This window comes from Streptomyces sp. NPDC028314 (assembly GCF_055565795.1).
In genome coordinates this window covers 19,330-33,852 of sequence record NZ_JBVHTP010000006.1, presented here as the reverse complement: position 1 = coordinate 33,852, position 14,523 = coordinate 19,330, and the positions used below count along the sequence as shown (strand labels likewise).

Below are 14,523 nucleotides of genomic sequence, written 5' to 3'. Positions count from 1 at the left end.
GGCGTTCGTCGTACGTCGTACGTCGTCGGCAGCGGCCGGGGTCAGAGGTCCGCGAGGTCCAGCCCGGCCTGGGCGGCGGCCGCCCGGACGGTCTGTTCCAGGAGCACGGCGATGGTCATCGGGCCGACACCGCCGGGGACCGGGGTGATCAGCGAGGCGCGGGCGGCGGCCGACTCGAAGTGCACGTCGCCGACGTTGCCCTCGTTGTAGCCCGCGTCCAGGACCACGGCGCCCGGCTTGATGTCCTCGCCCCGGATGAACTCGGCCTTGCCGACGGCCGCGACCAGCACATCGGCCTGGCGCACGATCGAGGGCAGGTCCCGGGTGCGGGAGTGGCAGTAGGTGACGGTGGCGTTCCGCTCCAGCAGCAGCATCCCGGCGGGCTTGCCCAGGATCGCGCTGCGGCCGACGACGACCGCGTGCTTGCCGGTCAGGTCCACGTCGTAGGCCTCCAGCAGGCGCATGATGCCGCCGGGGGTGCAGGAGACGAAGCCCGGCAGGCCGAAGCCCATGGCGGCGAAGGAGTGCATGGTCACACCGTCCACGTCCTTGCCGGGGGCGATGGCCTCGAAGGCGGCGCGCTCGTCGATGTGGTGCGGGACCGGGTGCTGGAGCAGGATGCCGCTGATCTCGGGGTCCTCGGAGAGGGCCGTGATAGCGGCGACGAGCTCCTCGGTGGTCGTCTCCGCCGGGAGTTCCACGTGGCGGGAGGTGATCCCGGCCTTGGCGCAGCGGTTCTGCTTCATGCGGACGTAGGTGACCGAGGCGGGGTCCTCGCCGACCAGCACGGTCGCGAGACAGGGAGCGGTGCCGGTGCGCTCGGTGAGCTTCGCCGCGTGGGCGGCCGTCTGCTCCGAGATGCGGCGGGCGAGGGCGGTGCCGTCCATGAGGCGGGCGGTCCGGCCCTGGCCGGTGCGGGCCTGGTCGGCCTGCGTCTGGTCGGCCTGCGTCTGGTCGGCCTGTGCCTGATCGGCCTGTGCCTGATCGGTCTGGGCAGTCGTCATAGGGGTCTCCTGAGCGTCGCTGCGGGATCGCGGTTCGCCCAGGCGCGCGGCAGTCGACGTACGGGGGTACGCCGGGCCGCTCCCCGGTGGTGATCCACCCGAACGCCAGTCACGGCCCGCCGCCCACTCTAGTCGACGGCCGTGCGGAGCCCCCCGGCGATACCCGGTGGATGCCCGGCGCCCGACCTGGGACGATCGAGACATGACGCGTACTTTCGACCATCTCGTCGCGGAGGCGGAATCGGTCTCCGTGGAGGGCTGGGACTTCTCCTGGCTCGACGGCCGGGCCTCCGAGCAGCGCCCTTCCTGGGGCTATCAGGGGCTGCTGCGCGAACGCCTCTCCCGGGCCGGCTCCGCCCTCGACATCCAGACCGGAGGCGGCGAGGTGCTCGCCGGGGCCGCGCCGCTGCCCCCGCTCATGGCGGCCACCGAGTCCTGGCCGCCGAACATCGACAAGGCGACCCGGCTGCTGCACCCGCTGGGCGCGGTCGTGGTCGCGGACTCCGACGAACCGCCGCTGCCGTTCGGCGACGGGGCCTTCGAGCTGGTCTGCAGCAGGCACCCGGTGACCATCTGGTGGGAGGAGATCGCGCGGGTCCTTCGCCCGGGCGGTACGTACCTCTCGCAGCAGGTCGGTCCGGCCAGTGTCTTCGAGCTCGTGGAGTACTTCCTGGGCCCGCAGCCGGAGGAGGTCAGGCGCGGCCGGCACCCCGACGACGCGGTCGCGCAGGCTCGGGAGGCGGGCCTGGAAGTCGTCGATCTGCGCTCCGAACGACTGCGGACGGAGTTCAACGACATCGGAGCCGTGATCTACTTTCTACGGAAGGTGATCTGGATGGTGCCGGGCTTCACGGTCGGGCACTACCGGGACCGGTTGCGCGAGCTGCACGAACGGATCGAACGCGAAGGCCCGTTCGTCGCGCACACCTCCCGCTTCCTCATCGAGGCCCGCAAAACGGGCTGAGGGAACGGGCGGAGGAGGGCGGACGGATCCACGCCGGATCGGTTGCGCCGCCACAGCGTGGCGCAGGTCACTCAATTCAGCGCGTAACGAATCGACTCGGGCATGCGATGAACCGACAGGTGTCCTCGCGCGGCCCGGAATACAGACCCCCCTCGGGTCTGTTTCCCGAGTTCGCGCGATGATGTCCGGCCCACCCCTTATCTGTTCGCAACGAGAGGCTCCTTGTGTCGCTCAGCCCGTCCCGTACGTTCCCTCCGGAGATCGCCGAATCGGAGGCCCTGGTCACGCTCGTCGAGCGAGGCCGCGAGCAGGGTCACATCAACGGTGATGACGTGCGCCAGGCCTTCGAGGCCGGCCGCATCCCGGTGGACCAGTGGAAGCGGGTCCTGCGCAGCCTGAACCAGGTCCTGGACGAGGAGGGTGTCGCCCTCCACGTCAGCGCGGCCCCCGCCACCAAGGCTGCCGCGAAGAAGCCGCGCAAGGCGGCCGCCGCCCCCGCCCGCACCGTGACCAAGAAGGCCGCCGCCGCGCCGCGCCCCATCGGCGCGCGCAAGGCCTCGGCCACCAGCCCGGCCACGGCGGCGGCGATATCCGCTCCGTCGGCCTCCGGCACCGAGGAGGAGGTGGCGGCCGAGGCCGCCGCCGAGCCGAAGAAGCGGACGGTCAAGAAGACCGCCGCGAAGAAGGCCACGGCCACCAAGAAGACGGCCGCGGCGAAGAAGACCGGCGCGAAGGACGCCGACGAGGGCGAGACCCCCGCCGTCGAGGGCGAGGACTGGGCGGCCGAGGACCTGGCCGACGAGGCCGAGGAAGAGGCCCCCAAGGCCGCGGGCACCCAGGGCTTCGTCCTGTCCGACGACGACGAGGACGACGCCCCGGCGCAGACGGTCATGGTCGCGGGCGCCACCGCCGACCCCGTCAAGGACTACCTCAAGCTCATCGGCAAGGTGCCGCTGCTCAACGCCGAGCAGGAGGTCGAGCTCGCCAAGCGCATCGAGGCGGGCCTCTTCTCCGAGTACAAGCTCGAAGAGGAGGAGGACCACAAGCCCGCGTTCAAGCGCGAGCTGGAGATCCTCGTCGAGGACGGCCGCCGCGCCAAGAACCACCTGCTGGAGGCCAACCTCCGTCTCGTGGTCTCCCTCGCCAAGCGCTACACCGGCCGCGGCATGCTCTTCCTGGACCTGATCCAGGAGGGCAACGTCGGTCTGATCCGCGCCGTGGAGAAGTTCGACTACACCAAGGGCTTCAAGTTCTCCACGTACGCGACCTGGTGGATCCGGCAGGCGATCACGCGTGCCATGGCCGACCAGTCGCGCACCATCCGCATCCCCGTCCACATGGTCGAGATCATCAACAAGCTCGCCCGTGTGCAGCGCCAGATGCTCCAGGACCTCGGTCGCGAGCCCACTCCGGAGGAGCTGGGCAAGGAACTCGACATGACCCCCGAGAAGGTCATCGAGGTCCAGAAGTACGGCCGCGAGCCGATCTCCCTGCACACCCCCCTGGGTGAGGAGGGCGACAGCGAGTTCGGTGACCTCATCGAGGACTCCGAGGCGGTCGTGCCGGCCGACGCGGTGTCGTTCACCTTCCTCCAGGAGCAGCTCCAGTCGATCCTGGGCACGCTCTCCGAGCGTGAGGCGGGTGTCGTCTCCATGCGCTACGGCCTGAACGACGGCCAGCCGAAGACCCTGGACGAGATCGGCCGCGTGTACGGGGTCACCCGTGAGCGCATCCGCCAGATCGAGTCCAAGACCATGTCGAAGCTGCGCCACCCGTCGCGTTCCCAGGTGCTGCGCGACTACCTCGACTAGACCGGCCCCGCCCCTCAGGCCAGTCGGAAGACCGGCCCCCGGGGCGTGAACGGCAGGGAGGCACCCTGCGGGATCAGGTAGGCGTGCTCGCGCCGGATCCGCAGGGTGTCGCACCACCCGTCCGTGATCACCAGCACCGGCGCCTGCGGAGGGAAGTCCTCCGCACGCTGGAGCAGGTCGATGCCCGGCTGGAGCTCGGTTCCGCCGCGTCCGCGCACCCGTACCCGGCCCGCGATCTCGGTCGGTGCGACGAAGCCCGCGTCGTACGGCGCCGCGTCACAGAACACGACGCGTGCCGCCGGTACGTCGCGGGCTTCGGCGTACGAGGCGATCGCGCCCAGCGCCTTGCCGAGCAGGGCGGCGCTCATCGACCCGGAGGTGTCGAGCACGACGCCGAAGGTGCAGCGGGCGACCTCCTCGGGCGGGAAGTACCGGCCCGCGCGCGGGATGTCCGGGGTGGAGGCCTGGCGGCGGGCCGGGCGCGCGAAGCTCCGTACGGCCTGCGGCCTCGGCACGTACTCGTCGAACCAGCGGGCGAGCCGCGCGTCCCAGGGCACGGGCGGGTGGGCCAGGGCCCGGATCTCCTGGATCAGCCCGGCGGGCAGCAGCCCGCGCTCCCCGTACACGTGCAGGTCGTGGCCCTGGACCAGGCCGCGGCGGTAGAACTCGTCGAGGTCGGTGTACGGCCCGCTCCCCGGGTGGGGCAGCGGTTCCCCCAGGATGTCCCCCAGGCCCTTGCCGCGCAGGGTGGCCAGGCGGCGCGTCCGGCGCAGGTCGGTGGTGATCCGGTCGTAGACCTCCTCGACGGAGAGGCCCTTCAGCTCCGGGTCGTAGAGCAGTCCCTCGGGCATGGCGCCGACGCCCATCTCGACGAGCCAGCCGTTGACGACGTAGTCGGCGGCCACGTTGTGCAGGTACGGGTCGCGGGCGCCGCGGCGCTCGCCGTGGCGCAGGGCCGCGTGCAGCATCTCGTGGGCCAGGACGAACCGCCATTCCTCGTCGTCGAGGGTGCGCAGCGGGTTGACGTAGATCTCCCCGGCGCTCGCGCTGACGGCGGCGATCGCGATGCCCTGGGCGCGGGCCAGTTCGGCGTGGGCAACGATCCGCAGTCCCGCGGCGAGCCCGCCGAGCAGCGGGTACGAGGAGACGAACCAGTTCAGGGCCCGGTCCCAGGGGTGCCGGCGGACCCGCTCTCCGGTGACGCGGTCGCGGCGGCCGCCGGCCGTGTCCATGGCGGCGGAGACGCTGCGGGTCAGGGCGTGCGCGAAGGCGGTCTCCCAGTCCGGGACGGCGGTGCCGAGGACGCGGTGGGTCACGAGGACCTGGTCGGGGTGCTCGCCGGCCGTGCCGCAGTTCTCGTAGGCGGGCGGGATGCCGTCGCGGCGCCAGCGGGCGGCCAGCAGTTCCTCGTCGCCGCCGGGGTACGCCTCGGGCAGGTGGGCGGGGGTCCGGCCGACGGGGAAGGTCAGCAGGAAGCGGTTGACGACGGCGCAGCGGGCGGCGAGCTCGAAGCGGTCGGGCTGCGGGCGGTCCGCCTCGCGGGAGGCGGGGATGTGGCCGAAGCCGAGGTGGAGGAGGGCGTGGGCGAGGGTCCAGGCCCATTCCTCGGGATCGGCCCGTTTGGTGGGGTGGACGTGGATCGTGCCGTCGGAGTCCACGGCGGCGAGCCCTCCGGCCGGGGTCGCGGCGCACTTGGCCTGGCGGCAGACGGTGCCGCTGACCGCGGTGAGGGCGGGGTTGCGCCGCACCAGCAGGCGGCCCGCCTCGAAGGCCGCGGTGGCGGGGTCGGGCCGGTTCGCCTTGGCCGGCTTGCGGCTCACCGGCGGGCCTCGACCAGCCGGGGCATGTCGCGGGCGGCCTCGATGAGGAACCAGGACGGCAGCACGGGCAGCCCGTCGGCGTCGTCGGCGATCACGGTCTGGGCGACCTCGACGGAGATCTCCGCGAGCTGGACGAGCAGGGACTTCGAGCGGAAGGCGAGCTGTCGGACGGCCGGCGAGACGTGCTCGCGCTGTGCGGGCAGCTCCTTGACCAGGCGGCCGCGGAAGGCGTCGGCGAGGTAGTACAGCAGGTCGCGGTCGCCGAGGGCGGTGGGCCAGGAGACATCGCCCTTCATGATCGCCTCGATGCCGAAGGCATGCCGGACGATCTTGGCGTAGCCGCAGAAGGACACGGCGTGCGCGGGGGTGAGGGTGCCGTGCGCGAGCACCTTCAGGGTCTGTTCGTCCACCGCGGTCCCGAAGGAGTGCAGGGCGTCGGAGAGCATGTGCCAGGAGCGCGGGGTGGAAAACGGCTCCTCGGTCTTCGGCGGCTGCGACCAGAGGTGGTCGGGCCGGTCGGTGAGGTAGTCGGTGATCCAGGGGTGGATGCCGTTCTCCCCGGCCCAGACCATCCAGTCCGCGGCGGAGGCCTGGAGGTGGACGTGGGTGAGCCGGTTGACGAGCGCCGAGGCGATGGGGCGGGCCAGCGCGTTGTCGGTGGCGCGGTTGCCCGCGCCGATGACGACGGAGCCCTCGGGGAGCTCGTAGGAGCCGATGCGGCGGTCCAGGATCAGCGAGTAGAAGGCCTTCTGGACGTCCGGGGTGGCCGCGTTGAGCTCGTCGAGGAACAGGCAGTACGGCTCGTCGCGGGCGATGGCCTCGGGCGGGCAGAACACGGAGCGGCCGTCACGGATCTGGGGGACGCCGATCAGGTCCTCGGGCGCGAGCTGAGTGCCGAGGAGGCTGACGCACTCCAGGCCGAGGGAGTCGGCGAAGGCCCTCACCAGGGAGGACTTGCCGATGCCGGGTGCCCCCCACAGGAACACCGGCCGCACGGTGGCGAGTCCGAGGAGCAGTTCGGGGATCTGGGCGGGGGTGACGGTGACGGAAGCCTGCACGGGCGCGGTGTTCCTCAGGGGTGGAGTACGTGGCGCGCCCAGTGTGGGTGCGCCACGTGCTCCGGAGCATCCGGTTTTTCGCCGACCGGCGGCCGGGCGGGCGGCCGGGCGGCGGTCGGCGCTCCCGCGTTCAGTGCTCCAGCAGGTGCTTCAGCTTCTCCTCGCCGCGGGGCATCTCCTTGCGGGCGAAGGGTTTGACCATGAGCGGGACGAGGGCCTTGCCGATGCCGTGTCCCTCGAAGTCGAGGCTCAGGGTCACGCGTGAGCGTGCTCCGTCGTCGAGCGGCTCGATCCTTCCGCGCACATCGGGGCGGACCGGCCCGTCGACCCCGTGCATGTGCCAGCTCCGCGGCGGGTCGAGTTCCAGGACCTCCATGGTCATCGGGAACCGGTGCCTGCCCATCCGGCGGGTCACGGCGGCCCGTGACCCCACGTGGACCGGGGTGTCGCCCAGCGGGACGGCCGACACGGCGCTGTCCTGCCACTCCGGCAGGTGCGTGGGGTCGGTGACGTAGGCGAACACGTCTGCGGGACTGCGGGCGATGTCGATGCTCTTTGCGATCGCGGACATGGCGACCTCTCGGTGCCCCCCTCGGCTGACTCTCATCCCACGCTACCGCGCAGGTCAGGCGGTCGCCGAGCGCTTCTTGCGGGCCGACATCACGGCGTACACGAGGACGCCCGCGAAGAGGAAGAGAACGCCCTGGTAGACGGCCGCGTAGCCGGAGCCGGCCACCAGCCACATCGAGAAGGCGAAGGCCGCGGCGGCCAGGACCGTGTCGCGGACCAGCCGCCCGCGGTGCACGCGCGCGGACTGCCCGGAGGCGAGGAAGTAGATCTGCGCGGCGCTGGAGAGCAGGTAGGGAACGGTCGCCGTGAAGGTGGTGACCAGGACCAGGATCTCGAAGACGCCCTTGGTGCCGGCGGTGTAGTTGTAGACGGTCAGGGCGGAGGCCAGGAGCACCGTCACGACGACCCCGGCCACCGGGACCCCGCGCCTCTTGGTCTCGAAGACCTTCGGGAAGAGCCCGTCCTTGGCCGCCGCGTACGGGGTCTGCGCGCTCAGCAGGGTCCAGCCGTTGAGGGCGCCGACCATCGAGATCACGGCGGCGCAGGCGACGAGGGTGCCGCCCCAGGAGCCGCCGAACATGGCGTTGACGGCGTCGGTGAAGGGGGCCGCGGAGGAGACCAGCTGCTCGTGGGCGACCAGGCCGAAGACGGCCAGGGTCCCGAGCAGGTAGACGGTGGCCGCGCCGGCGGTGCCCAGGATGGTGGCCCGGCCGACGTTGCGGGCCGGGTCGCGCACCTCGCCGGCGCTGACCGCGGCCGACTCGATGCCGAGGTAGCTGAAGAGCAGGATCGCGGCGGAGGCGGAGACGGCCCCGACGGCGCTCTGGTCGGTGGCCCGGAAGGGGCCGAGGTTCGCCGGGTCGAAGAAGAACAGCCCGCCCACGGCCACCAGCAGCAGCGGGGCGAACTTCAGTACGGTGGCGACCAGTTGGACTGCGCCCACGTAGCGGGTGCCGGCCAGGTTGGCGAGCGCGGGGAGCCACTGGACGGCGAGTGCGCCCAGGCACATGGACCACTTGTGCTCGCCCACCGCCGGGAAGAGCACCGAGAGGTAGCCGACGGCCGCCACCGCGAGGGCGGCGTTCGAGACCCAGGTGGTGATCCAGTAGCTCCAGGCCGCGAGGAAGCCGGCGAAATCGCCGAAGGCGGCGCGGGCGTAGACGTACGGGCCGCCGGTCTGCGGGTTGCGTTCGGCGAGCCGGCCGAAGACGAGGGCGAGGGCTATCGCGCCGACGGTGAGCACGCCGAAGGCGACGAGGCTGATCGTCCCGAAGGGCGCCACCGAGGCGGGGAGGAGGAAGATCCCGCCGCCGATGATGTTGCCCATGACCAGGCAGGTCGCGATCGGAAGGCCGAAGCGGCGGGCGTGCGGACCCGCCTCGTCCGCAGCGGGTGCGGGGACTGTGGCTGGTGCTTGTGCTGGGGCTGGGGCAGGGGTGGTGCTCACGGGTGGTGCGCCTCTGGTGTTTCACATGCTGGACAGGTCGACACATCGTCGGGCACGGCAAAGGCCGCACCAAATCAACGGTTTTCGTCCTGTACGGAGACCCCTGCGGACGGAAGGGTTCCGCCTTCGGCGGGCTCCGGCCGGTGATCCTCCGGCGCGGTGGCTTCCGGCCCGCCGAGCGGGACCTGAGGGCCGTCCGCCTCGCGCAGCCACCCGCGCAGCACCTGGTGCACCGCTTCGGCGCCGACCAGGTCGGCCGCCGGCTCCGACAGCTCCGTGGGCCACATCAGGAACGGGTGCCCCTGCTCCCCGCCCAGGCCGCCGTGGGAGCCGATCTGCTCCTCGAAGGCGTGCACCGTCCCGTCGGCGGGGTCGTAGGCGGAGTTGACCATGATGTCCGCCGCGTGCGGGAAGGAGTCGGTCCGGCGGACGGCCTCGGCCGCGCCCGGCCCGAAGACCGCCAACAGCCGCTCCGCCGCGCCGGGGCCGTCCAGCCGCGCCACCGCGCCGCCCGGGCCCAGCACCTCCCCGTCCACCAGCAGGAACCCGACTCCGGGGTGGTTGGCCAGGGTCGCCAGCAGAGCCGGGTGGGCCCGCTCGATCCACGCCCGGTCCGCCCGCCCCGGCGCGTCCGGGAAGGAGACCAGCCCGAGGTTCCCCGACGCCAGCACCACCGGGTCGGAGCCGCCCCGGGGGTGCGCCTCCTCGCCCTCCTCCACGGGGCGGTGCAGGGCCGCGAGTACCGCCGCGCGGGCCTCGGCCCCGCTCCGGGTGCCGCCGGCCCGCCGGGAGACCGGCAGTCCGCAGCCCGCCCGGACCAGGTCCTTGAGGGTGAGCCCGTACCGGCTCAGGAAGGTCTCGCCCGGGCTCTGGCCGTGGTCCGAGAGCAGCACGATCCGGTACTCGCGCGGAGCGTGCTCGACGACCCGGGCGATCAGCGCGAGGCTCCGGTCGAGCCTGGCCAGCACCTGGCCGGCGTCGCGGCCGTGCGGGCCGGAGTGGTGCGCGACCTCGTCGTAGGCCACCAGGTCCGCGTAGACGCAGGCGCGGCCCGCGAGCACGTCCCCGATCACCGCCGCGACGACCACGTCCCGTTCGACGACGGTCGCGAACGCCCGGATCAGCGGGTACAGCCCGCCCCGGCCGATCCGCGGGGTCTCCTCGCGCATCCGGGCCCGCACCGACTGGCCGATCTCCCGGCCCACCTCGGCGAAGAAGGACAGGGCCGTGCGGACCGCGTTGGCCGGGTCGCAGAAGTACGCGAAGTAGCCCGCGCGGGAGCGGTTGGCCCGGCCCCGCCGGGCGGACACGGACAGCACCAGCGCGAGCTGGTCGGCCCCGCCGCTGAACAGGTTGCCGCGGCTGGCCCCGTCGAGGGTGAGCAGCCCGCCGTCGCCGGTCCGCGCGATGGCCCGGCGCTGGAGTTCGGCGGCGCTGGTGGGCCGGTTGCAGACCACCACCTCGCCGGTGTCCTTCTCGTACCAGCGGAAGGCGGGCACGTCGAAGTTGGAGCCGTGCAGGATGCCGAGCTGGCTGGCGCCGGTCTGGCTGGACCAGTCGGTACGCCAGGACGTGAGCCGGTGGCTGCGGTCCAGCCAGCCGCCGACCGTGGGCATCAGCCCGGAGGCCGCCGCGCGGCGCAGCGCCTCGTACCCGACCCCGTCGAGCTGGAGGAAGAGCAGGCCGGGCGCGCTCTCGCCCGCTCCGGGGGCGCCCGCCCCGCGCTGCCTGCGGCGGCGCCGGTCGGCGAGCCGGTAGAGCCTGCGGCGGTACGCCTCGTCGTCCCGGACGGCGAGGGCGGTGGAGGTGGCGGAGGCCACGGCGGACATCACCGCGGCGACGACCACCGCCGTCTCGGGCGCCACTTCGCCGCGCCCGTCGGGGACCAGGCTGAGCGCCAGCAGCAGCAGCGAGCCGTTGAGGAAGAAGACGAGCAGCCCGAGCACCAGGGCGGGCACCAGCAGCAGGGCCCGTACCAGCACCGGCCACACCAGCGCGCTCAGCAGTCCGAAGGCCCCGGCGCCCCAGGCGGCGGCCAGCCCGATCTGGGTGACGCTGTCACCGTCGGAGGACTGGAGCCTGAAGTCCGGCAGGATCCCGGCGAGGACGAGCATGGTGAGCGTGGACACCGCCCACACGAGGATCACCCGCACCAGTGCTCCGCCCGCGGTCCGCCACCGTCCTCGCCACACTCCGTACCCCCGTTCGCGGTTCACTGCCAGCCTCGCACAGGGCCGTGTACGGGGCAGGGCGGCACGGGTGGCGCACAGACGTACGCGGCATGCCGGCCGGGCGGGGGCGAGGCAAGATCCGAAAGGGGCGGCTACGTGCCGTCGTAGCCGGCGGTCGGCATGGACAGCCGGCGGTGCACCTCGGCCTTCATCGCGGAGGTGTACGTCGGCTCGTCGAGCCCGGCGGTCTCCAGCCGGACCCCGCGCCGCTCGCACTCGGCGGTGAACTCCTCGACGGAGCGCAGCGCGCGGGCCAGCACCCGCCGGTTGGGGGCGACGAACAGGTCGACCTGGCCGGCGTCGACGTCGCACCAGAGCCCGCAGTGGTCGGCGCGCAGCCCGTACACCAGCAGGTGCCGTGTCACGACGTAGCCCTGGGCGGCGGCCCAGCGCGCGCACATGGCGTGCTGACTCCGGGTGTCCACGGCGAAGGGGTCGACGTCGAGTTCCTCGAGCGGGGCCAGGCTGGCGATCGCGGCCACGCGCAGCTCATCCATGGCGCCCGACCCTACTCCGATCCGCGGCCGGGGAGGAGGGGGCCGCCGGGTTCCGGTTGGAGGCGCCGCGACGGGACAGGATCTAAGGTCGACAGGACCGCGTTTCGTCGGGCCGCGGTCGAGGGAGGGAGCGCCGGTGGCGGTGGACATCACCTGGTGGGGTCATGCCACGTGCACGGTGGAGGACTCCGGGGTCCGGTTCCTGACGGATCCGCTGTTCGCGCGGCGGCTCGCCCACCTGCGGCGGCGGCGCGGGGCGGTGCCCCCGCCGGAGGCGGCCGAGGCCGACGTGGTGCTGGTGTCGCACCTGCACGCCGACCACCTGCACCTGCCCTCGCTGGGCCTGCTCGCGCCCGGGACCCGGCTGCTGGTGCCCCGGGGCGCCCGCCGGGCCGTACCGGGGCTGGTACGGGTGACGGGGGCGCGGAGGCTGACGGTGACGGAGGTGGCTCCGGGCGACGAGGTCCCCGTTCGGGCCGGGGTGCGGGTCAGGGTGGTCAGCGCGCGGCACGACGGGCGGCGGCTGCCGTTCGGGCCGCAGCAGGCGCCCGCGCTCGGGTACGTGGTCCAGGGCGCGGGACGGACGTACTTCGCGGGGGACACCGGCCTGTTCGACACGATGGCCGAGGAGGTCGGTCCGGTGGACGTGGCGCTGCTGCCGGTGGGCGGCTGGGGGCCGTATCTGGGGCCCGGGCACCTGGACGCGGGGCGGGCGGCACGGGCGCTGGCGGAACTGGCGCCGGCGGCGGCGGTGCCGGTGCACTACGGGACGTACTGGCCGGTCGGGATGGACGCGGTGCGGCCGCACGAGTTCCACGCCCCGGGCGGGGAGTTCGCCCGGATCGCGGGGCGGCTCGCGCCGAAGGTGACGGTCCGGGTGCCCGGGCACGGGCAGCGGGTGCGGCTGCCGTGACGTGGCGCGAGTTCCTCGCGGTGGCGGCCGGTCAGGTCCCGCCGGAGAGCACCCAGCAGGCGGTCGGCTACCCGGCGTTGTTCGTGCTGGTGGCGCTGGGTGCGCTGGTGCCGGTGATCCCGACGGGGGCGCTGGTGAGTTCCGCGTCGGTGGTGGCGTTCCACCAGGACTCCCTGCCGTTCGGCCTGCTGCTGGTGTTCGCGGTCTCCTCGCTGGCCGCCTTCTGCGGGGACATCGCGCTGTACTGGCTCGGGCGGCGCGGGGTGCGCTCGCGCGGCGGCTCGCGCCGGCTGGAGCGGCTGCGGGGGCGGGCCACGCCGGAGGGGCTCGAACAGGCGCAGGCGAGGCTGGACGAGCACGGCGTACTGGTGCTGGTCGTCTCGCGGCTGGTCCCGGCCGGCCGGATCCCGGTGATGCTGGCCTGTCTGCTGGCCGGCCTCCCGCTGCGCCGCTTCGCGCGCGGCGACGCCCCGGCGTGCCTGGCCTGGGCGGCGACGTACGGCCTGATCGGGATCCTGGGCGGCTCGCTCTTCTCGGAACCGTGGAAGGGCGTGGCCCTGGCGGTCGCCCTGACCCTCCTGATCAGTGCGGCGCCCGCCCTGTGGCGCCGCCTGCGCCCCGCGTCGTCCTGACCCGCGGCCCGCGGTGGCGGACGGAGGGGTCAGAAGGTGCGGGACGCCCCGATCGGCAGGTCCCACAGGTGCTCGCGCGCCGGCCCGGCCCCGTCCCACGCGGCGCGCACCCGGTGCAGGGGTTCCATGACCGGCTCGGCGGACAGCACGAAGGTGGCCCAGTGCGTCGGGGAGCGGACACCGTACCGGGCGGCGGAGCCGGGGTCGCGGGTCCGGGCCGTACGGGTGCCCGCCGGCCGGCAGCGGACCGAACCACCTGTCTCGCGGCGGCGGCACCGGTCCGATCGCTCATCGCGAAGTCTCCGTTCACCGGCGCGAGTTCAGTCGGCCAGTTCGGCCAGCACCGACCGCAGCCGGTCCAGCGAGCCCCGTACGTGCGGCAGCCCCAGGGGGTCGGGGGCGGCCAGGGCGGCGAGCCGCTCGTGCGGGGTGGCTCCCAGCAGCGGCCCGGTCGACAACCGGACGCGCAGCGCGACCGGTTCGTCCGCGAACCGCTGCCCGCCGGGCGTGGGAGCGCCCAGCCGGCTGCTCAGCCAGTCCTCCAGCTCCATCGCGTCGCCGACCCCGTGCCGGGCCAGGCCGGCCCGCAGCGGGGTCAGGTCGGCGTACAGGTGGCGGCCGGCCTGCGGGGGCCGGGCGAACGCGCCGACGGCGAGCAGTTCGCGGTGCGCGGCGGCGGCCACGGCTCCGTGCAGGACGGCGGCCGCGTAGGCCCGGCCGGCGACGGCGTCGGGCTCGTCGAGCGCGTGCGCGGCGGCCCCGGCGACCGGGCCCGCGACGAACGCGCCGGTGGCGGTCAGCACGTCGAGGGTGCGGGCGCGCAGCCAGGTTCCGCGGGGGGTGGCGGGGAAGCGGATCACCGCGGCGGGCCAGCCGGCGGGCAGCAGCGCCCCCGACAGGTCGACGAGTACGGCCGCCTGGTCGGGGAGCATCTCGGCGGGGCTCAGGACGAGGGTCTCGTGCCGGCGGTGGACGGTGTCGCGCCAGCTCTCGTCGCTGACGACGAACAGTCCGGCGGATTCGGCGGCCTCGCAGGCCTCGCGCAGCATCTCCGGCGGCGGCACGGTCGCGGTCGGGTCGTCGGCCACGGACAGCAGCAGCACGCGCGGGTCGCCGCCCTCGACGCGGACCCGGCGCACCGTCTCCAGCAGGGCGTACGGATCGGGTACGCCCCCGCATTCGGCCGGGGTCGGCACGTGGTAGGCACGCCGTCCCAGCAGTCGGACCTGCGGCGTCCACCAGGCGGGACAGGGCCGGGGTAGCATCACGTCGCCGCCGTACGCGCCGAGCAGGGCGAGCAGCAGGGCGGGGGCTCCGGGCCCGGCGGCCACGTGGTCCGGCTCGGCGGGCAGCCCGCGGCGGGCCCAGTACCGGCACGCTGCCGCCCGTACGCAATCCCCGCCGCCCGGAGGCTCGGGGGCGGAGCGGCTCGCGGCCTCGGCGAGGACGGCTGTGAGCTCGGGCAGCACGGGCAGACCGGGCTGGGGCGCGGGCGGAACGTACCGGACGGGGCCGCGTCCTTCCGCCGTCGTGCGCTGCCACCCCGCCGTCCCCGACATGCCGCCGTCCTTCCCGT

The 14,523-nt window shown here is 73.8% G+C and carries 12 protein-coding genes, 1 pseudogene and 1 riboswitch; of the genes and pseudogenes, 4 read left to right on the top strand and 9 right to left on the bottom strand.

Features of this window, described 5'->3' with window-relative positions; translation table 11 throughout:
• Positions 1–41 precede the first annotated feature (41 nt).
• Entirely contained in the window at positions 42–887 is an 846-nt protein-coding gene (locus ACZ4TG_RS15625) for a bifunctional 5,10-methylenetetrahydrofolate dehydrogenase/5,10-methenyltetrahydrofolate cyclohydrolase (protein ID WP_468163428.1), read from the bottom strand.
• A gap of 146 nt (positions 888–1,033) precedes the next feature.
• Positions 1,034–1,127, bottom strand: a riboswitch (ZMP/ZTP riboswitch).
• A gap of 79 nt (positions 1,128–1,206) precedes the next feature.
• On the opposite strand from ACZ4TG_RS15625, the gene ACZ4TG_RS15620 reads away from it, so the two are divergent.
• On the top strand, positions 1,207–1,968 hold the full coding sequence (locus ACZ4TG_RS15620; RefSeq protein ID WP_468162792.1) for a methyltransferase domain-containing protein: 762 nt from the start codon (positions 1,207–1,209) through the stop codon (positions 1,966–1,968).
• Between the two features lie 224 nt (positions 1,969–2,192).
• Positions 2,193–3,779, top strand: coding sequence for an RNA polymerase sigma factor (locus tag ACZ4TG_RS15615; protein ID WP_468162790.1), 1,587 nt, complete (start codon positions 2,193–2,195; stop codon positions 3,777–3,779).
• A 14-nt stretch (positions 3,780–3,793) separates the two neighbouring features.
• On the opposite strand, the gene ACZ4TG_RS15610 is transcribed toward ACZ4TG_RS15615, so the two are convergent.
• From ACZ4TG_RS15610 to ACZ4TG_RS15585, 6 genes are all read right to left on the bottom strand, one after another.
• On the bottom strand, positions 3,794–5,599 hold the full coding sequence (locus ACZ4TG_RS15610; RefSeq protein WP_468162788.1) for a vWA domain-containing protein: 1,806 nt from the start codon (positions 5,597–5,599) through the stop codon (positions 3,794–3,796).
• The gene (locus ACZ4TG_RS15605; protein WP_468162786.1) at positions 5,596–6,657 is read right to left on the bottom strand and encodes an ATP-binding protein; all 1,062 of its coding nucleotides are present in this window, start codon (positions 6,655–6,657) and stop codon (positions 5,596–5,598) included. Before ACZ4TG_RS15605 ends, ACZ4TG_RS15610 begins: the two co-directional genes overlap by 4 nt.
• Positions 6,658–6,787: 130 nt before the next feature.
• Positions 6,788–7,228, bottom strand: a complete 441-nt coding sequence (locus ACZ4TG_RS15600; protein ID WP_468162784.1) for an SRPBCC family protein — start codon at positions 7,226–7,228, stop codon at positions 6,788–6,790.
• A 54-nt stretch (positions 7,229–7,282) separates the two neighbouring features.
• Complete coding sequence (locus tag ACZ4TG_RS15595; protein WP_468162782.1) at positions 7,283–8,674, bottom strand: amino acid permease; 1,392 nt, start codon at positions 8,672–8,674, stop codon at positions 7,283–7,285.
• A gap of 74 nt (positions 8,675–8,748) precedes the next feature.
• Positions 8,749–10,866 (bottom strand): phage holin family protein, encoded by a 2,118-nt coding sequence (locus ACZ4TG_RS15590; protein ID WP_468163426.1) that lies wholly within the window; start codon positions 10,864–10,866, stop codon positions 8,749–8,751.
• A gap of 131 nt (positions 10,867–10,997) precedes the next feature.
• Entirely contained in the window at positions 10,998–11,402 is a 405-nt protein-coding gene (locus tag ACZ4TG_RS15585) for a hypothetical protein (RefSeq protein ID WP_468162780.1), read from the bottom strand.
• Between the two features lie 136 nt (positions 11,403–11,538).
• Between ACZ4TG_RS15585 and ACZ4TG_RS15580 the strand changes: the two genes are divergently transcribed.
• Complete coding sequence (locus tag ACZ4TG_RS15580; protein ID WP_468162778.1) at positions 11,539–12,315, top strand: MBL fold metallo-hydrolase; 777 nt, start codon at positions 11,539–11,541, stop codon at positions 12,313–12,315.
• A complete protein-coding gene (locus ACZ4TG_RS15575; protein ID WP_468162776.1) occupies positions 12,312–12,947 on the top strand; it encodes a DedA family protein in 636 nt (211 codons plus the stop codon). The genes ACZ4TG_RS15580 and ACZ4TG_RS15575 overlap by 4 nt, the downstream gene beginning before the upstream one ends.
• A 29-nt stretch (positions 12,948–12,976) precedes the next feature.
• Here the strand turns inward: ACZ4TG_RS15575 and ACZ4TG_RS15570 are convergent.
• Positions 12,977–13,120 (bottom strand): annotated as a pseudogene (locus ACZ4TG_RS15570) (MBL fold metallo-hydrolase); the annotation flags it as partial.
• A 147-nt stretch (positions 13,121–13,267) separates the two neighbouring features.
• Positions 13,268–14,506: an aminotransferase class I/II-fold pyridoxal phosphate-dependent enzyme gene (locus tag ACZ4TG_RS15565; RefSeq protein WP_468162774.1), complete on the bottom strand. Its 1,239-nt coding sequence runs from the start codon at positions 14,504–14,506 to the stop codon at positions 13,268–13,270.
• Between the last annotated feature and the right edge of the window lie 17 nt (positions 14,507–14,523).

Bases quoted from the DNA above. Each gene is read 5' to 3' on its own strand.
- ACZ4TG_RS15585 (WP_468162780.1), bottom strand. From the start codon at position 11,402: ATGGATGAGCTGCGCGTGGCCGCGATCGCCAGCCTGGCCCCGCTCGAG.
- ACZ4TG_RS15600 (WP_468162784.1), bottom strand. From the start codon at position 7,228: ATGTCCGCGATCGCAAAGAGCATCGACATCGCCCGCAGTCCCGCAGAC.
- ACZ4TG_RS15565 (WP_468162774.1), bottom strand. From the start codon at position 14,506: ATGTCGGGGACGGCGGGGTGGCAGCGCACGACGGCGGAAGGACGCGGC.
- ACZ4TG_RS15625 (WP_468163428.1), bottom strand. From the start codon at position 887: ATGGACGGCACCGCCCTCGCCCGCCGCATCTCGGAGCAGACGGCCGCC.
- ACZ4TG_RS15620 (WP_468162792.1), top strand. From the start codon at position 1,207: ATGACGCGTACTTTCGACCATCTCGTCGCGGAGGCGGAATCGGTCTCC.